Source organism: uncultured Haliea sp. (assembly GCF_963973825.1).
Taxonomy (GTDB): domain Bacteria; phylum Pseudomonadota; class Gammaproteobacteria; order Pseudomonadales; family Halieaceae; genus Haliea.
In genome coordinates this window covers 45,045-71,767 of the sequence record NZ_CAXBAE010000013.1, presented here as the reverse complement: position 1 = coordinate 71,767, position 26,723 = coordinate 45,045, and the positions used below count along the sequence as shown (strand labels likewise).

Here is a 26,723-nt window from a genome sequence, read left to right as displayed (position 1 = left end):
GCTCGGTCGGAGCCGTACTCAAGGCCATAGATCGCGGAGACGGTGGTGATCGAGACGGGGTTGTCGTAGCTGAACGTTTCGGTGAAACCGACAGTTCATCCGCCCCGCAGGTGCAAAGCACCCGCAGGGCGGTAACAACTTAGCTGAACTCGCGGATCAGGCCGCCGATGCTTTCTTTCGCATCGCCGAACAGCATGCGGGTGTTTTCCTTGTAGAACAGCGGGTTTTCGATGCCGGCAAAGCCCGACGCCATGGACCGCTTGAGCACAAACACGGTGCGCGCCTTGTCGACATTGATCACCGGCATGCCGTAAATGGGGCTGGACTCCACCTCCCGCGCAGCGGGGTTCACCACGTCGTTGGCGCCGATCACAATCGCTACATCGACGGTTTCCATGCGCGGGTTGATCTCGTCCATTTCCAGCAGCTGGTCGTAGGGTACGTCTGCTTCCGCCAGCAGCACGTTCATGTGCCCCGGCATACGGCCCGCCACCGGGTGAATACCGAAGTTGACCTCGCAGCCGTTTTCTTCCAGCAGTTCACACAGTTCCTTGACCACGTGCTGCGCCTGGGCAACGGCCATGCCGTAGCCAGGTACGATTGCCACGCTGGTCGCCGCTTCCAGTACATAGAACGCGTCTTCCACGGAGATGGGCTTGATTTCGCCCTCTACCACGGTCTCGGCGCTGCTCACGCTGCCAAAGCCACTGAACAATACGTTGCTCAGGGAACGGTTCATCGCCTTGCACATGATCTGCGTGAGGATAATGCCCGACGCGCCTACCAGGGAGCCGGCGACAATGAGGATGTTGTTGTTGATGGCAAAACCCGCCGCACAGGCTGCGAGGCCTGAATAGGAGTTCAGCAGCGAGATCACCACCGGCATGTCGGCACCGCCGATGGGAATCACCGCCATGATGCCGAACAAGAGGGACAGCGCGATGATGGCGTACAGCCACTGGCTGTTCTCGGGCTGCAGGCAGAACATCACGGCGCTGGCAAGAATCGCCAGCACCAGCAGGCTGTTGACGATCTGCTGACCGCTGAAGGTGACGGCGCCACTGCCGATTTTCTCGCTCAGCTTGCCATAGGCCACCAGTGAGCCGGTGAAGGTCAGGCCACCGATGAGGATGGACAGCACGATGGTCACCAGGATGAAGGTGTTGCTGTCGCCGGCACCCAGCGCCGCAGCACCTACCAGCAGGCTGGCCATACCGCCGAAGCCGTTGAACAGCGCCACCATTTCCGGCATGGAGGTCATCTGCACCAGGCGTGCCGTGGCAGCACCGATCACGCCGCCAACCACCATGCCCACCAGAATCCACTGGAACTCGACAATGCCCTGGTCAATGAGGGCCGCGACAATCGCCAGCAGCATGCCCACCGCGGACAGCAGGTTACCCTTGCGCGCCGTGGCGGCGGAACCCAGCAGCTTGAGGCCGAAAATAAACAGGGCCGCCGCGACAACAAACGCCAATTGAATGGCCAATCCGGTTGCACCCATGATTATTTACCCCTCTTCTTGAACATCGCCAGCATGCGGTCGGTCACCATGTAACCACCCACCACGTTGATCGTCGCCAGGGCGACAGCCGCAGCACCCAGCCACTGGGCCATATCGTGCTGGCCTGTGCCGGCGAGGCTGATGGCACCGACCACGGTGATGCCGGAAATCGCGTTGGCACCGGACATCAGCGGCGTGTGCAGCGTTGCCGGTACTTTGTTGATCAGTTCGAAGCCCAGGAAAATGGACAACATCAAAATAAAGGTCAGGAATACGGCTTCCATATCAGTTGCCCCCCTCCAGGATTTTCTTGATGGTTTCGTTGGTCACTTCACCACCGTGCGTAATGATGCAGCCGGGCAGGATGTCGTGCTCGAAGTCGATCTTGAATGCGTTGCTTTCCTTGTCCCAGGCGTCATCGACCAGGTTGAACAGGTTGCTCGCATACATGTGGCTGGCGTCGCGGCAGACTTCATTGGGCAGGTTGCCCTTGCCGATGATCGTCACACCGTTGACGGTGACCACTTCATTCGGCACCGAGCCCTCCACATTGCCACCGGTTTCAGCCGCCATATCCACGATCACGGAACCCGGCTTCATGCCTTCCACCATGTCCCGGGTAACGATCACCGGGGGCTTGCGGCCAAACACCTGGGCGGTGGTGATCACCACGTCAGAGTCGGCAATGGTATCTTTCTGCGCTTCGCGCTGTTTCTGGATCTGCTCAGGCGTCAGCTCCGTGGCATAGCCACCGGCCGTCTCACCGGTTTGCCCCAGATCGATATCGAGGAAGGTGGCGCCCAGCGAGCGCACCTGCTCTGCCACCACCGGGCGGGTATCGAAGGCCGTCACCCGTGCACCCAGACGCTTGGCGGTCGCAATCGCCTGCAGGCCGGCGACACCGGCACCAATAATGAACACTTTGGCCGGCTTCAGGGTACCCGCCGGTGTCATCATCATCGGGAAGATGCGCGGCAGGTGCGTAGCAGCCTGCAGCACCATGACATAACCCGCCAGGTTGGCCTGGGAGCTCAGGGCGTCCATTTTCTGGCTGCGCGTGGTGCGCGGAATCATTTCCATGCTGATGGCGGTCACACCGTGCTGCTGCAGGGTGCGCACCAGGTCGTGCTCATTGAACGGGTCCAGGTAACTGATGTGGATGCAGCCCTTTTTCATCAGCGCGATATCGGCTTTCTCGGGCTTGCGCAGGCGCAACAGCATGTCGGCGTCACGGAACAGGCCTTCGCGATCGGTCGTCAGCGTGGCACCGGCCGCGGCATATTCCTCATCCGTGAACCCGGACCCGAGGCCCATCCCATTTTCAATGACCAGGTCAGCACCCAGGCGACACAGCTTCTTGGCTGTCTCCGGTGTGACCGGCACCCGGTTTTCGCCCGGATGCGTCTCCCTCGGAATTGCGATGCGCATAGTTCGTCCTACCCCGTTTTCAAGCGTGTCGATTGAGATTGCTGTCGTTGTTGTGGCCGTGGTAGCAGGGTCTGGCACCGTATTCTGTAACGTTCGGTAACCCCTGATCCCGGCTCTCCCGGTTTTTCGGCACGGGACTGTAGCACACAGACCCCCATCAAGGAATTATGCCTAATATTCACATGGCAAATAATTGCAGGCCCGGCATTGGCCGACTCAATACGCTATCGTCCCATGGCCTGCGGTTGCCACCATCCCGCAACAGGTGAAGGGAGACAAAAAAAAGCCCCCGGGAGGGGGCGATCGAATCAGCCTGCGCGCAATTGCAGGAATGGGTTCATCCAGCGATACTTCCAGCCAGTGAAGCGCAGGGGCGCGTCCAGCACGGCGAGACAGATGCAGTCCTCTGACTGCAAGGCAGTGGGCGCATGGGTGTCACTGGCTTCGCGGAACAGGAAATCCCCCTCGTGGTAGCTGCCTGCGGCGTCAGAGAAGCCGCCCTGCAGCACCAGCGTCATTTCAGAGCCGCGGTGGGTGTGCTCGGGAATCCTGCCGCCCGCCTTGATGTGATAGAGCGCAAACTCGTAGGCGGTATCACCCGTTTTCAGGTAGCTGATGCTCAGGGAGGACGTGATCTTGTTCCAGGACAGCTCGGAGAAATCGCCCTTCATCAGCCGCTGCAACAGCGCCGGGAGCCGGCCTACTGCAGGGTCTTGGGCACGCCGATAGCTGAGGGGCGGCTCCTCGTCCAACCGCGCCAGTACGGTGTTGAGCAGCGCGTCGCCCACCGGCACCGGTGTCAGGCTCTCGAACAACACGGCACCCAGGTCCTGCAAGCGGGCACTTTGCTGCTGGCACTGCGGGCAGTAATTGAGGTGTGCCGAGATGCAGGCGGACTGCGCGAGCGGCAGGATACCCGCCACGTACTCGGTCAATAAATCAACGCTGGGATGAAACTTGGCCATGATATTCTGCTGCTTACCTGTCTATCTGAATTTGCAATTTCTGGATTGCCAGCCGGACCCGTGACTTGACGGTACCCAGCGGGAGATCCAACTCAGCCGCCGCTTCCGCGTGCGACTTGCCTTCCATGTACACCTTGGCGAGTATCTGCGCCTGGTCTGGCGGCAGGGTACCCATCAGTTCGTGGATCGTGTCCCGGCTGCGGCGGCTCTGCAACATGGCAAAGGGCTCGCTGGGCTCCTGATCCGGCATAAAATCGTCTGCCGCGAGCGGCGTATCGAACTTCTGCAGACGGCGGAACATGTCCGTGCGGCAGTTGCGCGCTATCGTGTAGACCCAGGTGCTGGCGGCTGCTTTCTCCGGGTTGAACGCGGAGGCCTTCTGCCAGGCCTTCAACATCACTTCCTGGACGAGTTCGTCCGCATGTGCCGCAGACAGACTGGAGCCGGACAGGGCGAAGGCCTTGATCAGCGGCGCAAAATGGCGAAAAAAGCGTGTGAACGCCGCGCGATCGCCGGTCGCTGCAATTTGTGTGAGGCATTCGCTCCACTCGTCGGTACGGCGCCCTGTGGGGCCCTGCCAGCCGTTCGACGCACTGTCGATCTTTTCTTCCACCGTTGCACCCGCGTTCTTCATCGTGTTCAGGCCAGTATACGCCCCGGCGAGGCAGCCGGATCAAATCGTTTGTATAAATAAGCAGAATGATCCAGCGGCAGCGGGAGGGCGTAATCTGGCCATTGAACTATCGTTTGAGGCACGGGTTTCGACCGCGACGCAGCGCGGTGCCGCCTGAAGGCCGGGAGGAGTCACAGTTTTGGATATCGCAGTCATCGGTTCAGGTATTTCCGGCCTGTCCTGTGCCCACTATCTCAGCCGCGCGCACCGCGTGACTGTGTTCGAGGCAGGGACGCAGATCGGGGGCCACACGGCCACCGTCGATGTCAAGCTGGGTACCCGGCGCTACGCCGTGGACACGGGCTTCATCGTCTACAACGACTGGACCTATCCCAATTTTATTGCCCTGTTGCAGGAACTGGGCGTCAGCAGCAAACCGACGGACATGGGCTTCAGCGTCAGCGATCTCGAGAGCGGCCTCGAATACTCGGGCAGCAGCATCAATACCCTCTTCGCGCAGCGACGCAATCTGGCATCGCCCCGCTTCCTGGGCATGGTGCGCGACATCCTGCGCTTCAACCGTGAATCCGTCGCCGACCTGGAGTCCGGACTGCTGGAGCCCGGGGAAACGCTGGGCCACTACCTGCAGCGCAAACGCTACGGCGACGCCTTCAGCAGTCATTACCTGGTGCCCATGGCCTCCGCAATCTGGTCTGCAGACTGCGCCAGCGTGAGCGATTTCCCGCTGGAATTCTTTTTGCGATTCTTCCGCAATCACGGCCTGCTTTCGGTCAATAACAGGCCCCAGTGGCGGGTCGTGGAAGGCGGTTCGCGGGAATACCTGCGGCCGCTCTGCCAGCGCTTCGAAGACCGCATACACACCTCCAGCGAGGTCACCCACATCAACCGGAATCCCAACGGCGTTGACCTCGCCCTGCGCGATGGCCGCAGCTTCCGCTTCGATCAGGTGGTGGTGGCGGCACACTCCGACCAGGCCCTGCGCATGCTCGCCGACCCGTCGGAGGAGGAAAAGGCCATCCTCGGTGCACTGCCCTACCAGAACAACGAGGTGGTGCTGCACACCGACGTCCGCCTGCTGCCGCAGAACCGCAAAACCTGGTCGAGCTGGAATTACCGCCTGGGCGTGGATTCGGGGCGAGCCGTGGTAACCTACAACATGAATATCCTGCAGGGACTCAACGCGCCGGAGACCTTTTGCGTGACGCTGAACGACACTGCCTCCATCAACCCGAACCGCATCCTCGGCACGTTCAACTATGCCCACCCGGTGTTTTCGCTGGCGGGTATCAAGGCTCAACAGCGCTGGCAGGAGATCAATGGCACACGCAATACCTGGTATTGCGGCGCCTACTGGCACAATGGCTTCCACGAAGATGGCGTCGTCAGCGCACTGCGCGTGGCGGACGGCATCAACCAGGCGGCCAAGGCCGCGGCGTGAAGTCCAGGCTGTACCAAGGCACGCTGCGCCACCGCCGCTTCCTGCCCCGTGAGCACGCCTTCAGCTATGGCGTCTTCATGCCCTGGATATGCCTGGACGAACTGCCCCAGCTGTTTGCCAAACGCTGGCTGTGGTCCAGTACGCGCTGGGCGCCGGCACGTTTCCTGCGCAGCGACTTTCTCGGTGACCCCGCAATACCGCTCGCAGAGGAGGTGCGACGCCGCATCCGCGAAGAAACCGGTGAGGAGCACACCGGGCCCATCTACCTGCTCGCCAACCTGCGCTACTTCGGTTACCAGATCAACCCGATCGCCTGCTACTACTGCTTCAGTGACGACGAAAGTCGCCTCGAGTTTCTGGTGGCAGAGGTCACCAACACGCCCTGGGATGAGCGCCACAGCTACGTGCTGCGAGGCCCCGAGAGCGGCGGCTGGCTGCAACATACCTTCGACAAGGCCATGCATGTGTCGCCCTTCAACCCGATGGACATGCGCTACGTGTGGCGCAGCAACACGCCGGGCGAGCGCCTGTCGATCTACCTGGCGACGGACACTGACGAGGGGCGCATTTTCGAGGCCAATCTCACCCTGCGCGCGCGGCCCATGACCGGACGCAACCTGAACCGCATTCTCTGGCGCCATCCACTGATGACACTCAAGGTGGCCCTGGGTATTTACTGGCAGGCACTGCGCCTGTTTATCAAAGGGGTGCCGGTGCACAACCACCCCGGATCGAGACCTTCTGGAGCGTGATATGAACGACATGAGTGTCAGCCAGGTGCGGCTGCAAACCAAGGCCGGAAAACGCTGGTCCAACCATCACCTGGCGCGCAAGCTGCTCTTGCGGGTACTTGGCAACTTCACGGTGGGCAGCCTCACCCTGCATGACGGCGGCGAGACGTTCCGTGTCGGCAGCTCACGGCGCGATGGCGAACCCCATGCCGAGGTGACCGTGCACAACCCCGCGGTGTACGGCAAACTGCTTTCCGGCGGCACGATTGGTTCAGGCGAGGCCTACATCGAGGGCGACTGGTCGACCCCCGACCTGACCACGGTCACGCGCCTGTTCAGCGCCAACATGCTCACCATGGAAGCCATGGAACGCGGCCAGTCCTGGCTGGTGCGGCTGGGCCTGAAGCTCGCCCACGGCATGAACCGCAATACGCACTCCGGTTCACGCCGGAACATCGCGGCACACTATGATCTGGGCAACGATTTCTTCCGCCTGTTTCTCGACCCCACCATGATGTACTCCTCCGCGCTCTTCCCCAGCGCTGACAGCTCGCTGGAAGAAGCATCCCTGGCAAAACTCGACGAGATCTGCCAGCAGCTGGAACTCAGCCCGGACGACCACCTGCTGGAAATCGGCACCGGCTGGGGCGGCATGGCGATTCACGCCGCGCAACGCTATGGCTGCCGGGTCACCACAACGACCATCTCCAGAGAGCAATTCAATTACACCTGCGAGCGCGTGGCCCAGCTGGGCCTGGGTGATCGGGTAACGGTGCTCTGCGAGGACTACCGCAACCTCACCGGACACTACGACAAACTGGTGTCCATCGAGATGATCGAGGCGGTGGGTCACCAGTTTTACGGCACCTACTTTGCGCGCTGCAGCGAACTGCTGAAACCCCACGGTAAAATGGTCATACAGGCGATCACCATCAGCGACCAGCGCTACCAGCAGGCGCGGGATACCGTCGACTTCATCAAGCGTTTCATCTTCCCGGGCGGCTGCCTGCCGTCCATTGCTGTGATCGCCAACCACCTGGCCCGCGATACTGACATGCAGATGGTGCACCTGCGCGACATCACCCTGGACTACGCACGCACCCTGGCCGCCTGGCGCGAGCGCTTTATTGCGCAGCTGGACGCCGTGCGCCGACAGGGCTTTGACGACCAGTTCATCCGCATGTGGGAGTTTTACCTCTGCTACTGCGAGGGCGGCTTCCGCGAGCGGATTATCGGCACGGTGCAACTCGCCTTTGCCAAGCCCGGCTATCGTCCGCTGGCTGTCACCGGGTAGCTCGTGTAGTCCCACCAGGGCGGCAGCAATGCCCGCCAGACAGGGTCGGCATAGCGCGCATCAACCAGCAGTGCCTTGCCGCGGTCGCTTCCGGTGCGCACCACACGGCCCAGCGCCTGGCTGACCTTCTGCGCCGCCGGGTACTGGTAGGCGTAGGCAAAGCCGTTCCCGTAGCGGCTGCCGAACAGCTGCCGCAGCTGCTCGTTGCCGGCACTCACCTGTGGCAGGCCAACACCCACGATCACCACACTGTGCAGTTCGTCGCCGGGCAGGTCGATACCCTCGCCGAAGGCACCGCCGAGCACACAGAACGCCGCCACATCCCGCGCCTGCTGCAGCAACGACAACAGGTCCGGGCCACCCGCCCCACTCCGGCCCTGCACCCAGCGCTGGCGGCCCGCCGGCCAACCCTGCTCCAGCATCTGCTGCAGGCAGTCCTCCAGGTAGCGGTACGAAGGGAAATACAGCAAACAGTTGCCCGGCACACTCTCCAGCCATTGCCGCAGCAGGGTGGCCAGCACCGGCAAACTTGCGGCACGCTGCTGCAGGCGGGTATCCACATGCGAGGCAATCTGCACCTGCAGCTGGTCCCGGGTGAACGGGGAGGGCGCGCACCAGGCCACCGCCGCGGGCGTCAGACCCAGGGTATCCAGTGCCCACTGCTGCGGGCTGAGCGTGGCGGAGAACACGACCAGCGCATGCATCGCCTGGTGACGCTGCGCCAGCAATCGCGAGGGCTCCAGGCAATGCACACGCAGTACCAAGCCCTGGGGGCCAGCGCCCCGCTCAAGCTCCAGCCGGAACTCGCCACCCCAGCATTCCAGCAAGCGCTGCCACTGCAGCGCGACAAAATACAGGTCGCGCAGGGCAGGGCGGGCCTGCAACACAAACGCGTCCAACGCCTGCGCTGCATTCACCGCCTCCACACACTCTGCCAGCGCCCTGCCGAGCGACTCTGGCACGTCCGTCAGCCAATGGCTGGCGGACACCCACCCCTCCAGTTTCAACAGCGCCAGCAACTGGCGATTGAGCCGTTCCAGCGCGCGTCGCAGGTCCCCGGAGGCCTCGCGACGCGCCGCCATTACCAGCGCCTTGGGCAGCTCGGCTCCGTACATGCCGCGCGCCCGGTCGGGCAGGCCGTGCGCCTCGTCCAGCAATACTGTCCAGCGTCCACCGGCGGCGGTCAGGTGCTCGGCGAGGTTTGCGGTGGGGCTGAACACGTGGTGGACATCGGCAACAATGACATCCACCCAGGGCACCAGGTCCAGGCTGAGCTGGTAGGGGCATACCGAGTGACGCCCGGCAATCGCAGCCAGCGCCTCGCGCCCCAGCAGTGGCGCCTGCAGCGCTTCCTCGAGGGCGGCGGGCAGACGGTCGTAGTAGCCGCGGGCGTAGGGGCAATCCTCTCCGTGGCAGGCTTTTCCCGGCGCCAGGCAGGCCTGCTCCCTGGCCGTGAGGCTGAGCGCGTTGCCACCATAGCCCGCGCTCACGAAGCGCTGCATGGCCTGCTCCGCGGCGCGGCGCCCACTGATACGGGTCGTCGCAAAGACCACGCTGTCATGGCGGCCTGTACCCAGAGCCTTGAGGGCGGGGTACAGCACGGCGGCGGTCTTGCCGATGCCAGTGGGCGCCTCCAGCAGCAGCTGACCGGCCTGGTGAATGCACTTGTACACACGCTCGGAAAGTTCGCGCTGGCCAGCCCTGAACTGCGCGTGGGGGAACGCCAGCGCCGTGAGACTGGCATCGCGCCGCAGGCGTCGCTGCGCCACCTGTGCCAGCCACTGGCTGTAGCGCAGGAGGGTATCCTGCAGGAAGTCATCCAGCTCTTCGCGACTGTAATCCTGCCGCAGCGGGTGCTCCTCGTCCGTATCCAGCTGCAGCCAGGTCAGCTGTACCGCCAACCCGGGCAAATCTTCGCTGGCTGCAATCAAGGCCGCATACAGCCTGCCCTGGGCCAGATGAAGACGCGTAACCGCAGGTGGGATGCGGGACGGGTCAATGCGGCAGGTCTTGATTTCCTCCACCAGCCCCTGCTCGCTGTCGTAACCATCCGCACGGCCGGACACCACCAGCGCCGGCAGCGCTGCTGCACCCTGCCAGGCGAGCTGTACGGAAAACTCCGCGCGGTAGCTGGCTGGACGGCGACGGTAGATGCGCTGGTGCCCCTCAATTCCCTGCTGGCCCGTGGGAGAAGGCGTGAAGCGGTGGTCGATGTCACCGCTGCGGTGACAGAACAGCGCCAGCTCGCGCACGGTCACGCGGTGCTCAGCCATCAGTCCACACCACCCGCGCCACCTTCGCCGGTATACCCTGATCCCCGAAGAACTGCAGCCAGCGCCGTTGGCTGTGCTGCAACTGGTCGCCCGGACCTTTCACCTCCACCAGGCAATAGGCGCCCGGGCCGTCGCCGAGGGCGATGAGGTCGGGGAAGCCGCGCCGGTTTTCACCCGGGTCGAACAGGATACGCTCCCAAACCGCAAGCAGGTGCTCCCGCGGTATGCAGGCTGTGACCCGGGCCAGAAAATCGGCGTGCAGCAACGGCCAGCTGACCCAGCGACACTGATAACCCGCGTAGCGCTGCAGCGCAGCCTGCAACTCGGCAGCGAGATCACCCGTGGCCAGCTCGCGCAGGCGGCGCGTCAGTGCTGCCTCCCTGCGGGTGCGAAATCCGGCCTGGTACATGTCTGCGGGCACGGCCTGAAAGGGGTTGTGGAAAGCGCCGGGCACCGGTGCAAAAATCTGCTCCCAGAAGGCAAGCCCGAACAGGCTGTTGAACAGGCTGTTCTCCACATAGTGCACCGAGTCCCACTCGCCATCGGCGAGGTGCTCGGCCACCGCGATCTCTACCCGCGTCTCTGTCTGCGGCAACGCCAGGTCCAGCATCGGCACCGCCTGACGCCTGCGCGGAGTCGGGGGCACACCCAGTTGGCGCTGCAGCCGTGGCAGAATGCGCCGGGCCGCATCGCGTTCCTCTTCACACCAGGGGCTTTGCAACAGCTCCGTACACGCGTCCTGCGCCTCCTGCCAGCATCCGCGCTGCTCCAGCACACGGACGTGGCGTTCCCGCGCCGGGTGCAACTGGCTGCGCTGGTAGAGACGCCCAGCCAGCGTCCAGTCGCCGCTGCGCTCCAGATTGCGCCCCAGCCGATTGCACAGCAGCCAGTAGCGTCGCTCGCTGGTGGCGTGGCGCGGTGGGGTGTCGAGCAATGCCTCAGCCAGTGCGGTGAAGTCCTCCGCCGCGCCGGCCTGCTCCAGCAGCCAGTGCCTGTCTGCCAGTTCGCCCAGTTGCCGGTACTCGTCCACCGACTCGCGGCAGGGAAAACGTCGCTGCGCACGGGTCAGTGCGTAGGGATAATAGCGGTTGATGCCCAGGTCGCTGAGCACGAAGTCGGTAAGCGTTTGTCGCCGGTTGCCGAAGAACAGCAACTGAAACAGGCCGACCGTATCCACACCCAGCGGGGCAACCAGGCGCTCGCCGGTCGCTGCACACAGCGCCTGCAGCACATCGGCCACCGGCTCGGCCAGCGCCTCCACCGCCGCCACCCATTGCGCCTTGCTGCGCTGTGCCGCTGCGGGCAAGCGATCCCGGAAGGTGCGGCGCCACTCGGGCAGTGTGAACAGGCGGTCCAGGTCCTGCACCTGCAGCGACTCCTCGCTGGCTTCCTGCGGCAACAGCAGCAGGTCGAGTGCGTGCAGTTCCGCCAGCGGCGCCTCAACCGCCCCGATTTCCGGATAATCCAGCCTGTTCATACGGAACCACGGCCCTACGCGAGAAACCAGCCGCACATACAGGCACTGCGCCGGTTCCGAAGCCGCTCGCCACTGTGCCAGCCAGGCCTGCTCTTCGGGCTGCAACAGATCGCCGTAGAGCGCTTCTACCGTATCGCACAGGTGCTGGAAGTTGTCGCGGTAATAGCGGGGCGCCAATACCGGGGGCTCGGGCGTGGCCACTGTGGCCTACGCCTCGCGGGGCGCGGTGTTGCCGCCCGCCTGCTGCAGCAGCACGCCGGGGATGATCAGGGCCAGCCCGACCAGCGTCGCCGGGTGGATGGTCTCCTCGAGCACCGTCGCGATAAAGACCAGCGAAAACAGCGGCGACAGGAAGATCAGGTTGCCGATCCGCGCCACGGAACTGGTCAGGCGCAGGGCGCTGGACCAGAGCGCAAAGGTAATTCCCATCTCGAACAGGCCCACATACAGGGCGGCCAGCAGCCCGGTGGTACCGCCCGTCGAGAGGGTTGAAAACAGACCGCAGACCAGCCATGCGGCCGGCGTAGCCAGCAGGAAATTCAGGCACAGGCTGACCAGCGGGTCGCCCTCGTTGCGGGTATTGAGAATCCAGTACAGCGCCCAGACCAGAGTACTGCCCAGCGCCAGCCCCACCCCGGGCAGGCTGCTGAACTGCAGGGAAAAGGGCTGGCCCTGGGTGGCGATAATCACCACGCCGCTATAGCCGAGAGCCACCGCGAGCAGATCCCGGCGTCCCAGCCGCTGCCCGAGCAGCGGCACCGCCAGCAGGGCCAGTGTGATGGCCCAGGTGTAATTGATGGTCTGTGCCTGCTGCGCCGGCAACAGCGCGTAGGCATGCAGCAGCACCAGGTAGTAGAGCAGCGGGTTGATCGCCGCCAACACCAGAAAATAGCCGGGTCGCTCGCGCAGCGAGCGCCACAGTTGCCGCTGCCGACCCTGCCAGCAGACGATCGCCAACAGCGCCAGCGCGGAGGCGGACACCGACCAGGCGACCAGCTGGAACACATCCAGCTCACGCAGGGCGAGCTTGAAGGCCGTGGCCGCGGTGGACCACAGCAGCACCGCGCTCAGCCCCAGATAGAGCGCCTTGCGATCGTTCCTCAGCACCGTATTGCCATCGCTGTAATCCCCCTGCCCGCGTTGTCCGCACTGTACCCGGGCCCTAGTTTAAGGCATTCTTCAGCCCTGATGACGCCTGATCAGTGCCTGCCGCAGCAACACGAGAGACCCCTTGAGCGACCAGCCCCCTGACTATCGCCCGCTGACTACCGGCCTTGCGCTGGCGCCAGTGGTCTTCCTGACCCTGCTGTTGGCGGCCTCGGTCTATCTGTTCGGCGCGGACTCCTCCTACGGCGCCAACCAGATCGCGCTGCTGCTCGCGGCCTGCGTGGCGGCGCTGGTCGGCAAGCGTATCGGACTCACCTGGCACGCGACCCAGGAAGGCATTATCCACGGTATTTCCGTGGGCTTGGGGCCAACGCTGATCCTGCTGTCGGTAGGCATGCTGATCGGCACCTGGATTCTGTCGGGCACCGTGCCCGCCATGATCTACTATGGCGTGGAGATACTCAATCCATCGGTGTTCTACGCCGCCAGCGCAGCCATCTGCGCCATCGTGGCGGTGAGTATCGGCAGCTCCTGGACCGTTGCGGGCACCCTGGGTATCGGGCTCATGGGTATCGCCGGCAGCTTCGGCCTGTCACCGGCCATCACGGCGGGCGCCATCGTGTCCGGCGCCTACTTTGGCGACAAACTGTCCCCCATGTCCGACACCACCAACCTCGCGGCGGCGGCCACCGGGGTAGACCTGTTCGACCACATTCGCCACATGCTGTGGACCACCGTGCCCGGTTTTGCGCTGGCACTGCTGGCCTTCCTGCTGATCGGCGGCGGCGAGGCCGCAACCCCCGAGGAGATCGCCGCACTGCAGAAGAGCCTGATGCAGGAATTCAACATCGGCTGGCACCTGCTGCTGCCGCTGGTGCTGATGCTGGGACTGATTTACAAACGCTTTCCGGCGTTTCCCTCCATCGTGGTCAGCGCCCTTGCAGGCGCTGTTTTCGCGGTGCTGTTCCAGCCACAGGCGGTGCGCGAACTCGCGGGAGCCGCGGGAGAGCTCCACCCGGCCGCGCTGCTGCTGAAAGGGGTATGGATCAGCCTGTTCGACGGTTACGTGGCCAACAGCGGCAACAGCTTTCTCGACGATCTGCTGAGCAAGGGCGGCATGAGCAGTATGCTCAATACGGTGTGGCTGATTATCTGTGCGCTGGCGTTTGGCGGCGTGCTGGAGCGCACCGGCATCCTCGATCACCTGCTGCGCAAGATACTGCAGCGGGTGCACAGCGCGGCAGGCCTGGTGGGCGCCACGGTCGGCACCTGCATCGCCACCAACGTGCTGGCGGCAGACCAGTTCATATCCGTTGCCCTGCCCGGACGCATGTTCCGCGATGAATATGCCCGTCGCGGGCTGTCGCGGCTCAATCTGTCGCGCACACTGGAAGACTCCGCCACGCTGACCTCAGCGCTGATTCCCTGGAATACCTGCGGTGCCTACATGTCCGCGACACTGGGCGTGGCCACGCTGAGCTACGCACCGTTTGCCTTTTTCAACCTGCTATGTCCGCTGCTGGCCATCGCCTACGCGTTCTTCCACTTCGCGCAGAAGCCGCTGGAGCCGGACACAGCGCTCAGCCCCGGCCAGGCCGTGTAGCATGGCCGCACTGACCTGGGACTATCCACAGCCCTTCACGCTCGAGACCGAGGTGGGCGCTGCCGATATCGATGGCCTGCAACACACCAACAACACGGTGTATGTGAAATGGTGTGAGCAGGTGGCCTGGGCCCATTCGGTGCACCTGGGGCTGGACCTGGACAGCTATCGCCGGCTGGACCGGGCGATGGCCATTACCCACAGCGAATATGACTACCTGCAAGCATCGCGCGAAGGCGATGCGCTGATTGCCGGCACCTGGATCGTGGGCTGGGACCGCCGGCTGACCATGGAGCGCCGCTTCCAGATTCAACGGCCGGCCGACGGCGTCACGCTACTGCGCGGCATGATGCGTTTTGCCTGTATCGAGATCAGCACCGGGCGGCCGCGACGCATGCCGCCCGAATTTATCGCTGGCTACGGCCCGGCGGTCTGCCCGCCGGCCTCAGCTACGTTCCCAGGAAAAGGCCAGTAGGCGCCGGATATCCGTCTCGCCGCTGGCCAGCATCAGCAAGCGATCCAGCCCCAGCGCAACGCCACTGGCGGCCGGCAGGCCGTGCGCCAGAGCCGCAAGCAAAGCCTCGTCCAGCGGCCGCGGCGACTGCCCCCGGGCCTCACGCTGTCGGTTGTCTGCCTCGAAACGGGCACGCTGCTCGGCGGCATCAGCCAGTTCATGGTAGCCATTCGCCACTTCCACCCCATCGATGTACAACTCGAAGCGCTCGCCAACACGGTGTCCGTCGCGCTGCGCCAGCCGCGACAGGGCCGCCTGGCTGGCCGGATAGTCGTAGAGGAAGCACAGGCCCTGCCCGGCCAGCCAGGGCTCCACACCGTGGGTCAATAGCAGGTCCAGCCAGAGATCGCGCCCACCCGTCAGGGTGCCCGGGTCGGTCAGCTGCCGCGCAGCGCGCTGCAACTCGGCAATTTCAGCGGTGAACGGGTCCAGCTGCAGGCTGCGCTGGAACGCCTCGCGGTAGCTGAATGCCTGCCAGGGCCGCGCGCCAAGGCAGCTGCACACCAGCGCCGCCACCTCGGCCATGAGGCCGTGATGATCCATGCCCGGGCGGTACCACTCCAGCAGGGTGAACTCAGGGTTGTGGCGGTGCCCGGCTTCGCCGTCGCGAAACGCCTTGCAGATCTGGTAGATCGGCCCGCTGCCAGCGGCCAGCAAGCGTTTCATGGCGTACTCGGGGGATGTTTGCAGGTAGCGCGGAGCCGCCGCCAGGGACTGCCCCTCACGCACTACCAGGGGTTCAATTGCGGGGTCGGTAATACCCCGGGAACACAGCAGTGGTGTCTCGACTTCAAGCACGCCCCGGGCGGCAAAGAAGTCGCGAATCGTTGCCAACAGCGCTGCGCGCTGCCGCAGCTGCGCCAGCGTCGCCCCGGGACGCCAGTCACTCACGGGCTACGGCTGCGGGGGGAACCTACTTGCTGACCCGGTTCTGGTACTCGCCGGTGCGGGTATCAACGCGAACCACTTCACCGGTGGTGACGAACAGCGGCACCTTGACCACAGCGCCGGTGCTGAGCTTGGCCGGTTTGCTGCCGCCCTGCGCGGTATCGCCCTTGAGGCCGGGGTCGGTTTCCACGATCTCCAGCTCGACAAAATTGGCCGGCGCAACCGACAGCGGTGAACCGTTGTACAGCGTGACCTCGCAGCTGTCCTGCTCCTTCAGCCAGAGGTAGGAATCGCCCACGGCCTTGGCATCGGCCTGGTGCTGCTCGAAGGTGTCCGGCTCCATGAAATACCAGAACTCGCCATCGGTGTAGAGGTATTCCATGGTGCGGTCCATGACGTCGGCGCCTTCCAGGCTTTCGCCGGATTTGAAGGTGCGTTCCCAGACGCGGCCGGTCTTCAGGTTGCGCATGCGCACGCGGTTGAAGGCCTGGCCTTTGCCCGGCTTCACAAACTCGTTCTCGAGAATGCTGCAGGGGTCGCCGTCCAGCATGACCTTGAGGCCGGGACGGAACTCGTTGGTAGAAAAATTCGCCATGACAGGTATCACACTACTGAAAAATTTGCCGGCAATCATACCGTACCCGGCCGCCTACGGCGATATTGCAGTGGCGATTAACGCCTCGTATGGGCTACTCTTGGTCACGTTTACCAGCAAACAAGGATGGGCGTGATGGGAGGCCAGGGGCATGAGTGACAAGGCACCCGTAAAACTGCGTATACCGCGCCAGGACCTGACCACGTTCAGCTATTTTCCGCTGACCGGCGCGGATGCTGCGCAATGGGCCGCGGGTCTGCCGGTCACCAGCGCCCGCGAAGTCGCACAGACACTGGCCTCCCTCCTCGGCGAGCTGAACCGGGTTGCCCTGCCCGCCGCCGAACGCTACGCCATTCTCGAAGCCATCCGGCCGAATATGAACGTCGCCGTTGCCAGCCTCACGCGCAAGGTCATCAACCAGCCACTGGTCATGCCGGAAGAGCCGCGCCAGCTGGCGGAGATAGCCGATCAGCTGCTGGGCCTGTCCAGCACCGCCTATACCCTGGTGGCCGTGCACGCCCTCCGCGACCGCGACACCATGGCCGGGGTCAATCCGGCGCGCCTGATGTGTGAGGCCCTGCAGCGGGCCATCAACCTCACCGCGGGGAAGATATTCCAGCATTTCCTGCTGTACCAGCCCGGCGAAAGCCGCGCGTGGCAAACCCTGCACCAGCTCTACCACCTGGCCGAGCGGCAGCACCTGACACGCCTGCGGGTGGACGACGGAGACAGCGGCACCACCACCGTCGAAGCCACCTGGCTGCGCCCACTGCTGCTATCCTGCTGCAAACCCAACCAGGTTCGCCAGGGCGACCTGATCGCCATGTTCCGCTGCCTGCTGGAATGGGGCGGCGAGGCGGAGGTCAGCGAACATGAAGACGCCCTGTTTGCCGTTGACCTGGACGCCGACCAGCCGCCGACCTACGCCAAGAGCCCGCGGTTTGCCGACAATCCCCCGGGCCTGCGCCGGGTAGACACCAGTGCGCTGGTGGTGCAGCTGCGCGCCATCGCCGCGGAGTCCGAGGAAAACGGCCGCCGGGATGTGGTGTTCGACAAGGACACCCGGCTGCACCACCACACCCTGCTGCACATGATCGAGGCGCTTTCCTCCGTCAGCATGCGCAACTTCCATCGCACGCCGGTGCAGCAGACCCTGCATGTAACGCTGGGGCTCAGCAATGCGCACTACTTTTCCGCCGGCAAGCTGAACTTTGCCGAGGTTCTGCACGGCAAGGGCTACCAACCACCGCCGGGGGAACGCGTCAGCAGCAACCCTTTCCTGGTGGAGCAGAAGCGTCGCGACCCCTGGGTGGAAGCCACCCCCGACGACATTTTCAGCGGCGAGGAACAGGCGCAGCCCGACGACCCTGCGGCGGGTAGTGACATTGCCGTTGACGCCCGCACGCGGGCGGCCCTGCTGCGGGAGGATGACAGCGGCCCGCAGCAGGACGAGGAGCGCTTCCGCGAATACACCATCAAGTCCATCAACGCCAGTCCGGGGGGGTATTGCCTGGCCTGGGAAGAGACGCCGCCCGGGATCATTCGCAGCGGCGACCTGCTCTGCGTGCGCGAGGAGGACCACCCCAACTGGGTGCTGGCCACCATTCGCTGGGTAAGCCATCTCGAGGGCAAGAGCACGCTGATCGGGGTGGAACTGTTGAGCCCCGGGGCCGAACCCTGGGGCGCCCGCATACACGCAGAGACCGGGCTCTCCGAGCCCATCCGCGTGCTGTTGCTGCCGGAAATCAAACTGGTAGCGCAGCCGCCTACCCTGATCACGCCACGCAGCGGCTTTCGCGAAGGCCAGGGACTGACACTGTTGCGGGAAGGCAGCACGCGCGATGTGCGCCTGCAGCGTCTGGTGGCGACGACCGGTGCCTACAGCCAGTTCGAGTTCCGGGAAACCGCCGCGCGCGCCGCGGCGAAAGTCAAAACGGAGCGTGAGCTGCCGGCCTCGCCGTTTCGGTCAATCTGGTCGGATATCTGACGCCGAAGCCGGCTGATAGCGGTCGGAGATACCCAGCAAGTAGAGAATGGCGTCCAGGCCAAGAGTGGATATGGACTGCTCGGCGGACTGCTGCACCAGCGGTTTGGCGCGAAACGCAATGCCCAGCCCGGCGATACTGAGCATGGGCAGGTCATTGGCCCCGTCACCGACCGCAATCACCTGCTGCAGGTCAATCCCCTCGCGGCTCGCCAGCTGGCGCAGCAGCGCCGCCTTGCGTTCGCCGTCGACAATCACGCCGCTGACGTTGCCCGTGACCACGCCCTGGGCGATTTCCAGCTCGTTGGCGTGCACATAATCAATGCCCAGCTGCCGCTGCAGCCAGTGGGCAAAATAGGTAAAGCCCCCCGAAAGAATCGCGGTCCGGTAGCCCAGCGCGCGCAGGGTACTGATGAGGTGCCGCGCGCCCTCGGTGATGCGCAGGTTCGCCGCAACCTCCTGCAGCGCCGACTCAGGCAAGCCCTTGAGCAGGGCGACCCGCTCGCGAAAGCTTGCCGCGAAATCCAGTTCGCCCCGCATGGCGCGCTCGGTGATGGCGCTCACCTGCTCGCCCACGCCCGCCAGGCGTGCCAGCTCGTCGATAACCTCGGCCTCAATGAGCGTGGAGTCCATATCGAAGGCAACCAGTCGCCGATTGCGGCGATACATGGTGTCTTCCTGAAATGCGAGATCCACTTCCAGGGCACTGGCAACTTCCAGCAGCTCGCGGCGAAAGGCGGCCACATCGGGCACGCTGCCGCGCAGTGAAAACTCCACACAGGCCTTGCTCAGTGGTGGCAGCTCTCCCAGAGGAATACGCCCGGAGAGGCGAGAAATACCGTCGATACCGAGGCCGTGACGAGCGAAAACCCCGCTGACCCGGGCCAGCTGGTCGGCGGTGATCTTGCGCGCCAACAGCGTGGTGATATAGCGGGCGCGCCCCTGGGCCGCGACCCAGTCCCCGTAGCTCTCCGCAGTCACCTGCTGCCAGCGCAGTTGCAACTGCTGCCGGGCGGCAAAGCCCTGCAGCGCGTGCTCGATAGCGCTGTGCGGCGCAGCGGCGGGAATCTCCAGCAGCAGCCCCATGGACAGGGTGGCGTGAATCACTGCCTGGCCGATGTCCAGCACATTCACCGAATGCTCGGCGAGCAACCCGGTAACCCCGGCGGTAATGCCCGGTTTATCCGCGCCGGAAAGGGTGATAAGGACAATATCGTTCACGGGGTTGTGGGTCCGGCTGGCTGCAAAGGGCCGTATTCTAACCCTGCGCCGGTTGCGGCGAAACCGCTGCGCGCAGCGGGCGCAGCCTTGGTTTATACTCGCCGCTTTACCGACAGGGAAGCCACAGGGCGTGAGCAATCGATTCCGCGACGCAAGCTTAAGCCATCAGCTGGCGCTCATCGCCGGGCTCGGCTGCCTGCTGATCAGCCTGGCACTGGTGGCCCTTGCTGCCACCTCCAGTCGCCACATGCAGAAAGTGCAGCAGGCGGAGTTCGGCGATGCGCTGGCCCAGCAGATCGCGCGGCGTATCGGGGTCGCGCTGGAAACCGGCGACCTGCTCAACGTTGCCGCATCGCTGCACCGTTTTGTTGAGTCGTCCTCCGCCGGCAGGGTCGCCATCTTCGATGTGGAGGGGCGCCCTCTCGGTGAAGCGGGCCATGTCGACGGCGAGTACCTCACCGACTACCGGGCACCCGTGATGATCGGCCCGGACATTGCGGGCGAGGTCGTCATTACCCTGAGCACTGCCGTCGCCGAAACTGCCCGCATACGCTTTCTGTTGAGCCTGTTCGGGCTTGCCATCGTGCTGAGCCTGATCGTCTATGCAGCAGCGCGCAAGGCGGCGCTGGAGTTTCTCGCCAGCCGGCTGCAGCGGCAGGCACGCAGCCTGGCGCTGGAAGAAAACAGCAAGGCGGCACTGCCCGCCAATGAGCTGCTGCAATTGCAGCACCACATCAATGCACTGCCCATGGAGTTGCTGCGCGCGCGCAGCAGCAGCGGGCCGAACCCCGCCAACTACCGGGATACCGCGGTGCTCTACCTGCACCTGATCAGCCTCGCGGATTACATCGACACGCTGGACGAAAGCTCGCTGCACCGCTACACCGACCGCCTGCACCAGATAGTCTACGCCGCCGCCGGCTTCTACGGCGGCCACCTGCAGGTGGTGCGGCAGTTTGGCCTGGCCGTGTTCTTCAGCGGCAATACCAGCGGCGGCAGCGCGGCCTTTCGGGCCAGCTGCTGCGCCTGGCTGGTGCGCAGCATCAGCAAGGCGGTGGAAAAGAAGATGAGCCTGTCGCTGGGCATGGCCATGGCGGTCGCCCAGAGTGAGTTGGGGCGCGGCGATGAAACCGACATATATCCGGGGCTGTACATCCAGTCCACCCTGGACGAACTGCAGACGTTGTGCGCCAGCAAGCCGCCGCAGGTGATGCTGTCACCGGGTGTCTGCGAGGATATCGACGTCAGCAGCCGCCTGGAGCAACGCCCCAGCGAGCTCGGCGACTACGCGATTCTGGAGGAATTCCTGAACCCCTGGGACGACCTGCTGGAGCGACAGCTGCGGCTGACCCTGAAGCGCCTCGGGGAGCCGCTCTGATCCACGCCGCGACTCACCAGAGGCCGCGCCCACCATCAATGGTGTGGTCGGCGCCGGTGATATAGCTGGCCTCATCCGAGGCCAGGAACAGGACGAGGGCGGATATCTCATCCAGGCGTGCCGGACGCTGCAGCGGAATGGCCTGCATCTGCTCCGGTGTGCCGCCGGAGAACATGCCGGTATCCGCCACTGCGCCCGGCAGTACCGCGTTCACCCGGATCCCGGCCGGCCCGAGGTCGTAGGCCGCGGATTTGGTCAGTCCGCGCACCGCCGCCTTGGAGGCGCCGTAGATCGCCATGGTGGGTATCCCGCGGATGCCCGCAAGCGATGACAGGTTGACGATGGCGCCACCGCCGCCCTGCGCCTTCATCACCGGCGCAACCTTGCTGATGCCCAGCCAGCTGCCGAAGACATTGACCTCCAGCAACCGGCGCACCCGCTCCGGTTCCACCTCATCGACGGGGCAGGAGAAGAACAGCGCCGCATTGTTGACCAGCACATCAATGCGCCCGAAGCGCGTTGTCGCGGTGGCCACCACGGTGTCCCAGTCTGTTTCGCTGGACACGTCCTGTCGCACAAAGCAGGCCTGCGGACCGAGTTCCGAGGCCAGCGCCGCGCCGGCCTCTTCCTGCACATCGGTGAAGACCACGTTCGCGCCCTCACCCACGAAGCGACGCACATGATTGGCACCCATGCCCTGGGCAGCGCCGGTGACAATGACGGTTTTGCCGTTGAATCGCTGCATTGGCTCTACTCACTCAACAAGGGAGAGACCAGCATAGCGGCGCTGGGCGCCGCTGTGATCCCCCATTCAGACGATACCGGGAGAACCCCTACGCCGCAGCGGACGGTGCCAGCATCTCTCCCGGTCGGGCGGGTGTGCTTTTCTGCCCGTCAAAGGTCACTTCGCCATTAACCATGGTCATGCGCACCGGTGCCGGGTCGCGGCTCCAGCGCCAGGTGAAGCCACCCTTGCCGTCGGGCACGTCGTAGACCCGCTTCATCTCGCGCTCCTGCACCTCATCGAGGTTGAAGACCGTAAGGTCGGCGCGCTTGCCCGCCTGGAGTACCCCGCGATCGTGGAAACCGAAATGGCTGGCCAGTTTGCCGGTCTGGATGTGCACCGCTTCCTCCACCGAAAGGTCACCGGAGCGCACGAAATCGGTGAACAGTTTGACGTTCTCACCGCCGCCGCAGAGCATCTGGCCGTGCGCGCCGGCATCACTGATGTTGCCCACGGAGTAGGGGTCGCGCATCAGGCGCAGCACCATCTCGCGATCGCACTCAAAGGGCGGCATGGTCACGGTAGACTGCAGACCATTGGCCAGCAGCCACTCCGCCATGGCGTCGGAGGGATGGGGCGCGCCGATCTGGGCCTGGTACTCGCCCAGCGTGAGGTGCGTGGGCCCGACACCGTTGTCCGAATTCATCAGCAACAGGTGGGCGGCACGCCCTTCGGGGAAGGGCGAGAACTCGAAGGTCTTGGTATCCCAGGACTCGCGGGCGCGCTCGCGCCAGCTCGGGTCGCGCAGCAGGGCTGCCTTGGCCTCATCCCCTTCGGCGGTCACGACTTCATGCCACACGTAGTCATTGGATTGGGCGAAGATCAGCGAGCTCTGCACACTCATCGTGGAGGTGACGGCGATGTGGGCAAAGCCCGTCCAGAAATCACGACCCTCCTGCTTGAACTGTTCGTGCAGCTCCACCAGCGGCGCCTGTATGCCCATCATGTCGCGCTGGAACACCAGGGTGGGCAGGCCAGCCCACTGCACGCGCAACGGCATGCCTTCGGACAGGCGCGCAATGCGACGCATGGTGTCCGGTGCAGTCATGTTGCGGAAGGTATCGACAATCACCTGCAAGGTGGCGCCGGGATGCCGGCTGATGACCGCCATCAGGGATTGCAGCTCGTGGTCATCGGCCTTCAGCGAGGGCACCGGGCGGTCCTGCCCGTCGTGATCAAAGAGATTGGTGGACATGCCCAGGGCGCCTGCAGCCAGGGCCTCGTCAAGCAGGCCGCACATCTGCTCCACTTCTGCCGGCGTGGCGGCCCGCTCCCAGGCCTGCAGGCCCATGACCGCCAGGCGCAGGGCGATATGCCCGCAGAACGCCGCATAGTTGGCAGGCATTTTCACATTGCGCACCATGGAGTCGCGGTACTCCGGCCAACTGCGCCAATCCCACGGCAGGGACTTGAGGAAAGGCTGTTCCGGGATGTCTTCAAAGAAGGAGAAGATGCCCACGACCTCGCGGCGCGCAGCTTCGTCGTCGGATACGGGCGCGATGGAGAAGCCGCAGTTGCCCATGATCACGGAGGTAACGCCATAGCCGGGCAGGGGGTCGAGCTCTTCATCCCACCACATGGCGCCGTCGAAGTGCGTGTGGCTTTCAATAAAACCGGGGCAGACGTAGCAGCCGGCGGCATCCACCACCGTCTCATCGGCGGCGGGCGCCAGCCCCGGCGCCACTTCGGCAATCACGCCGTTGTGCACGCGGACGTCGGCCGCGAAGCCGGCTGCACCTGTACCGTCGATGACGGTACCGTTTCGAATCAGTGTTTTGCTCATCGTGTCACCACCTCTGTCGTTTCTTATCGGATTGGGAGGGTCGCGGCCGAGCGATTACCGGGGCAACGTCGAGCGCGCTGGATCTGAGTCTAATTATTTTTAATAAGAGTTTCTATAATTATTTTGCCGCCTCTTCTTCCAATATGGCAATCAGGGAGCGAAAGCCGAGTTCCAGCACCTCCTCGCGCTGGACATCGGGCAGTGCACTGCCCACGGCCGCCAGCCATCCTGCGTCGGTAGTGTCGGCCGCCAGGGAGGGCGGCGCCAGCCGCCGCGCGGGTTCGGCAAAATCCTCGATGTAGATAAGACCCATCGCCTGGCTGGTCACCCAGGCCAGCAGCAGGGCCGAGCGGCGCTCGTCCAGCTGCAGTGACTGCAGCACACGCAGCAGCGGCGCAACGATGCGCTGGTAGGCCGGTGTCGCACGACCCTCGATGGAAATCATGCGCAGGGCAACCGGATAGCGCTGGCAGTGGTGAGCCAGGGCGCGCAACCAGGCCAGCAACTCATCCTGCCAGGGTGCCCCGGCCCGCATTGCCGGCATGCGGAACAGGCCGAAGGTATGGTCCGCCACGGATTGCAGCAGCTCGCTGGTGTTGGGAAAGTGGTTGTACAGGGACATCACTGGCACATTGAGACGGGCCGCCACGTCCGCCATGCTGACCTCGTCCGGAGCGGCATCCTCAAGCAGCAGCAGTACCGCTTCGATGACTTTCTCGCGGCTGATCTTGGCCGGACGACCGCGACGACGAGGGGTGGGAACGGGGCGTTTCACAGGCATAATCAGGGCCTCATCGAAGCGGCGGGAGCGCTGGCAATGCGGCTACTCCACCCGCATGCCGTCAACCTTCTGGAAGCCCCGCGGCAGCTTGTTGCCGCGCCGGCCGCGCTCGCCGCGGTAGTGTTCCAGTTCGCTGAACTTCAGCGTCAGGTGACGCTTGCCCGCCTGGATCACCAGCGACTGCGCTTCGTCGATCACCTGCACTGTCACCAGAAACTCCTCGCGCGCCTGGACCCGGGCTGACGGGATCCCGAGGATCTTGTTGCCCTTGCCGCGTGCCAGCTGGGGCAGGTCCGCCAGCGGGAACACCAGCAGGCGGCCTTCATTGGACAGCGCCGCCACCCAGGCGCCGTCATTCTCTGCCGGCACCGGGCAGGGCTGCAGAACACGCCCCCCCTTGGGCAGTGAAAGCAGGGCTTTCCCCGCACGGTTCTTGGTTTGCAGGTCCGAGTAGACCGCCACGAAGCCGTAGCCGGCATCACTCGCCAGCAGGAATCGCTGTTGCTCATCCGCCAGCAGCAGGCCTTCGAAGGTAGCGCCGGAGGGCGGGTTGATGCGCCCGGTCACCGGCTCACCCTGGCCACGCGCCGAGGGCAGATTGTGCGACGCCAGCGTGTAGGCGCGCCCCGTCGAGTCCAGTATCACGGTCGGCTGGTTGCTGCGGCCGCGGGCATCGAGCTTGAAACCATCCCCGGACTTGTAGCTCAGGCTACCTGCATCCACATCGTGGCCCTTCGCCGCGCGAATCCAACCTTTTTCCGAGAGCACCACGGTGATCGGGTCCGCGCTCATCAGCTCCAGTTCACTGAACGCGCGGGCCTCCTCGCGGGTCGCCAGCGGTGAGCGCCGCGCGTCGCCATACTGCTCGGCGGCCGCCTGCAGCTCCTTGCGAATCAGCGTTTTCAGGCGCGCCTCGCTGCCCAGGGTAAGCTGCAGGGCATCCCGCTCGGCGGCCAGCTCCTCCTGCTCGCCGCGGATTTTCATTTCCTCCAGCTTGGCCAGGTTGCGCAGCTTCAGCTCAAGGATCGATTCTGCCTGCGGATCGGTGAGGCCAAAACGCGCCATCAGGGCGGGCTTGGGCTTGTCCTCGGTGCGGATGATATGAATCACTTCATCGATATTCAGGTAGGCGATGAGATAGCCTTCCAGAATATGCAGGCGTTTGAGCACCCGCTCCAGCCGGTGCTCCAGACGCCGGCGCACAGTCGCGGTGCGGAAAGACAGCCATTCGCGCAGAATCCGTTCCAGCGATTTCACCGCAGGGCGGCCGTCGGTGCCGATCATGTTGAGGTTGACCCGGTAGGTCTTTTCCAGGTCGGTGGTCGCAAACAGGTGGCTCATCAGCGCTTCGGCATCCACCCGGTTCGAGCGCGGCACAATCACCAGTCGCGTCGGGTTCTCATGGTCTGACTCATCGCGCAGGTCGGCCACCATGGGCAGCTTGCGGGCCTGCATCTGTGCCGCAATCTGCTCCAGCACCCGGGAACCCGACACCTGGTAGGGCAGGGCACGGACGATGATGTCGCCGCCCTCGCGCTCCCAGACGGCGCGCATGCGCAGCCCGCCGCGGCCGGTTTCATACAGGGCGCGAATATCCTCCCGGGGGGTGATGATTTCGGCTTCAGTCGGGAAGTCGGGCGCCTGTACAAACTCGCAGAGGTCCGCCAGCGTGGCGCGCGGCGACTCCAGCAAATGCACGGCGGCATTCACCACTTCGCGCAGGTTGTGCGGCGGGATATCGGTCGCCATGCCCACCGCAATGCCGGTGGTGCCGTTGAGCAGCACATTGGGTACCTGTGCCGGCAACACGGAGGGCTCATCCATCGTACCATCAAAATTCGGTACCCAGTCCACCGTGCCCTGGGCCAGCTCGCCAAGCAGCACGTCGGCGTAGGCGGTGAGTCTTGACTCCGTGTAGCGCATGGCGGCGAAGGACTTGGGGTCGTCCGGTGAGCCCCAGTTACCCTGCCCGTCCACCAGCGGGTAGCGATAGCTGAAATCCTGCGCCATGAGCACCATGGCCTCATAGGCTGCGCTGTCGCCATGGGGGTGGAACTTGCCGATCACGTCGCCCACGGTGCGCGCGGACTTCTTGAACTTTGCCGTTGCCTTCAGGCCCAGCTCGCTCATCGCGTAGATGATGCGCCGCTGTACGGGCTTCAGGCCGTCACCTATGTGCGGCAGCGCGCGATCCAGAATGACGTACATGGAGTAGTCCAGGTACGCCTTTTCAGTATATTGATGCATCGAGACCTGCTCGATACCATCACTGTCGATTTCCACTATGTCGGACATGCAAAAAGCCTGTGTCTGTTACATCAGGAGCCAGCGGCGTCTTCAC

General features: G+C 64.3%; 22 protein-coding genes. 7 read left to right on the top strand and 15 right to left on the bottom strand.

What is annotated here, in order from left to right; all coding sequences use genetic code 11:
• Window positions 1-139: 139 nt before the first annotated feature.
• The 5 genes from AACZ17_RS14315 to AACZ17_RS14295 all read right to left on the bottom strand — a co-directional run bounded on the left by AACZ17_RS14315 (window position 140) and on the right by AACZ17_RS14295 (window position 4,531).
• Window positions 140-1,504, bottom strand: coding sequence for an NAD(P)(+) transhydrogenase (Re/Si-specific) subunit beta (locus AACZ17_RS14315; protein ID WP_290741369.1), 1,365 nt, complete (start codon window positions 1,502-1,504; stop codon window positions 140-142).
• A 2-nt stretch (window positions 1,505-1,506) separates the two neighbouring features.
• Window positions 1,507-1,788, bottom strand: coding sequence for an NAD(P) transhydrogenase subunit alpha (locus AACZ17_RS14310; protein ID WP_123032695.1), 282 nt, complete (start codon window positions 1,786-1,788; stop codon window positions 1,507-1,509).
• Window position 1,789: 1 nt separating this feature from the next.
• Window positions 1,790-2,932 carry a Re/Si-specific NAD(P)(+) transhydrogenase subunit alpha gene (locus AACZ17_RS14305; RefSeq protein WP_290741365.1) on the bottom strand — a complete coding sequence of 381 codons (1,143 nt, stop codon included), beginning with the start codon at window positions 2,930-2,932 and terminating at the stop codon, window positions 1,790-1,792.
• Between the two features lie 308 nt (window positions 2,933-3,240).
• The gene (locus AACZ17_RS14300) at window positions 3,241-3,897 is read right to left on the bottom strand and encodes a ChrR family anti-sigma-E factor (RefSeq protein WP_290741363.1); all 657 of its coding nucleotides are present in this window, start codon (window positions 3,895-3,897) and stop codon (window positions 3,241-3,243) included.
• Window positions 3,898-3,910: 13 nt separating this feature from the next.
• Entirely contained in the window at window positions 3,911-4,531 is a 621-nt protein-coding gene (locus tag AACZ17_RS14295) for a sigma-70 family RNA polymerase sigma factor (protein ID WP_290741361.1), read from the bottom strand.
• Between the two features lie 178 nt (window positions 4,532-4,709).
• Here AACZ17_RS14295 and AACZ17_RS14290 point away from each other — a divergent pair, with 178 nt between their 5' ends.
• The 3 genes from AACZ17_RS14290 to AACZ17_RS14280 are packed head-to-tail and all read left to right on the top strand — an operon-like array spanning window position 4,710 to window position 7,994.
• Window positions 4,710-5,969, top strand: coding sequence for an FAD-dependent oxidoreductase (locus AACZ17_RS14290; protein WP_290741359.1), 1,260 nt, complete (start codon window positions 4,710-4,712; stop codon window positions 5,967-5,969).
• Window positions 5,966-6,721 (top strand): DUF1365 domain-containing protein, encoded by a 756-nt coding sequence (locus tag AACZ17_RS14285; protein ID WP_290741357.1) that lies wholly within the window; start codon window positions 5,966-5,968, stop codon window positions 6,719-6,721. Before AACZ17_RS14290 ends, AACZ17_RS14285 begins: the two co-directional genes overlap by 4 nt.
• A 1-nt stretch (window position 6,722) precedes the next feature.
• A complete protein-coding gene (locus AACZ17_RS14280; protein WP_290741355.1) occupies window positions 6,723-7,994 on the top strand; it encodes a class I SAM-dependent methyltransferase in 1,272 nt (423 codons plus the stop codon).
• Here AACZ17_RS14280 and AACZ17_RS14275 read toward each other — a convergent pair.
• Genes AACZ17_RS14275 through AACZ17_RS14265 form a run of 3 tightly spaced genes read right to left on the bottom strand, consistent with a single transcriptional unit; the run spans window position 7,967 to window position 12,851 of the window.
• Complete coding sequence (locus AACZ17_RS14275; RefSeq protein WP_290741353.1) at window positions 7,967-10,267, bottom strand: ATP-dependent DNA helicase; 2,301 nt, start codon at window positions 10,265-10,267, stop codon at window positions 7,967-7,969. The genes AACZ17_RS14280 and AACZ17_RS14275 overlap by 28 nt on opposite strands.
• On the bottom strand, window positions 10,260-11,945 hold the full coding sequence (locus AACZ17_RS14270) for a VRR-NUC domain-containing protein (RefSeq protein WP_290741351.1): 1,686 nt from the start codon (window positions 11,943-11,945) through the stop codon (window positions 10,260-10,262). The genes AACZ17_RS14275 and AACZ17_RS14270 overlap by 8 nt, the downstream gene beginning before the upstream one ends.
• 6 nt (window positions 11,946-11,951) lie before the next feature.
• A complete protein-coding gene (locus tag AACZ17_RS14265) occupies window positions 11,952-12,851 on the bottom strand; it encodes a DMT family transporter (protein ID WP_290741349.1) in 900 nt (299 codons plus the stop codon).
• 124 nt (window positions 12,852-12,975) lie between these two features.
• Between AACZ17_RS14265 and nhaC the strand changes: the two genes are divergently transcribed.
• Window positions 12,976-14,454 (top strand): Na+/H+ antiporter NhaC, encoded by a 1,479-nt coding sequence (gene nhaC / locus AACZ17_RS14260; RefSeq protein WP_290741347.1) that lies wholly within the window; start codon window positions 12,976-12,978, stop codon window positions 14,452-14,454.
• A 1-nt stretch (window position 14,455) separates the two neighbouring features.
• Window positions 14,456-14,929, top strand: a complete 474-nt coding sequence (locus tag AACZ17_RS14255; protein ID WP_290741344.1) for a thioesterase family protein — start codon at window positions 14,456-14,458, stop codon at window positions 14,927-14,929.
• On the opposite strand, the gene epmA is transcribed toward AACZ17_RS14255, so the two are convergent.
• Entirely contained in the window at window positions 14,900-15,859 is a 960-nt protein-coding gene (gene epmA, locus AACZ17_RS14250) for an EF-P lysine aminoacylase EpmA (RefSeq protein WP_290741342.1), read from the bottom strand. The genes AACZ17_RS14255 and epmA overlap by 30 nt on opposite strands.
• Before the next feature lie 22 nt (window positions 15,860-15,881).
• Entirely contained in the window at window positions 15,882-16,451 is a 570-nt protein-coding gene (efp, locus tag AACZ17_RS14245; RefSeq protein WP_290741340.1) for an elongation factor P, read from the bottom strand.
• Between the two features lie 151 nt (window positions 16,452-16,602).
• Here efp and AACZ17_RS14240 point away from each other — a divergent pair, with 151 nt between their 5' ends.
• The gene (locus tag AACZ17_RS14240; protein WP_290741338.1) at window positions 16,603-18,438 is read left to right on the top strand and encodes a hypothetical protein; all 1,836 of its coding nucleotides are present in this window, start codon (window positions 16,603-16,605) and stop codon (window positions 18,436-18,438) included.
• Here the strand turns inward: AACZ17_RS14240 and serB are convergent.
• Complete coding sequence (serB, locus tag AACZ17_RS14235; RefSeq protein WP_290741336.1) at window positions 18,418-19,656, bottom strand: phosphoserine phosphatase SerB; 1,239 nt, start codon at window positions 19,654-19,656, stop codon at window positions 18,418-18,420. The genes AACZ17_RS14240 and serB overlap by 21 nt on opposite strands.
• 130 nt (window positions 19,657-19,786) lie before the next feature.
• On the opposite strand from serB, the gene AACZ17_RS14230 reads away from it, so the two are divergent.
• Window positions 19,787-21,034 (top strand): hypothetical protein, encoded by a 1,248-nt coding sequence (locus tag AACZ17_RS14230; RefSeq protein ID WP_290741334.1) that lies wholly within the window; start codon window positions 19,787-19,789, stop codon window positions 21,032-21,034.
• Between the two features lie 13 nt (window positions 21,035-21,047).
• Here AACZ17_RS14230 and AACZ17_RS14225 read toward each other — a convergent pair whose 3' ends face one another.
• The 4 genes from AACZ17_RS14225 to parC all read right to left on the bottom strand — a co-directional run bounded on the left by AACZ17_RS14225 (window position 21,048) and on the right by parC (window position 26,677).
• Window positions 21,048-21,779 (bottom strand): glucose 1-dehydrogenase, encoded by a 732-nt coding sequence (locus AACZ17_RS14225; RefSeq protein ID WP_290741332.1) that lies wholly within the window; start codon window positions 21,777-21,779, stop codon window positions 21,048-21,050.
• Between the two features lie 88 nt (window positions 21,780-21,867).
• Window positions 21,868-23,601 carry an amidohydrolase family protein gene (locus tag AACZ17_RS14220; protein ID WP_290741330.1) on the bottom strand — a complete coding sequence of 578 codons (1,734 nt, stop codon included), beginning with the start codon at window positions 23,599-23,601 and terminating at the stop codon, window positions 21,868-21,870.
• A gap of 118 nt (window positions 23,602-23,719) precedes the next feature.
• The gene (locus tag AACZ17_RS14215) at window positions 23,720-24,382 is read right to left on the bottom strand and encodes a TetR/AcrR family transcriptional regulator (RefSeq protein WP_290741328.1); all 663 of its coding nucleotides are present in this window, start codon (window positions 24,380-24,382) and stop codon (window positions 23,720-23,722) included.
• Between the two features lie 42 nt (window positions 24,383-24,424).
• Window positions 24,425-26,677 (bottom strand): DNA topoisomerase IV subunit A, encoded by a 2,253-nt coding sequence (gene parC / locus AACZ17_RS14210; RefSeq protein WP_290741326.1) that lies wholly within the window; start codon window positions 26,675-26,677, stop codon window positions 24,425-24,427.
• Between the last annotated feature and the right edge of the window lie 46 nt (window positions 26,678-26,723).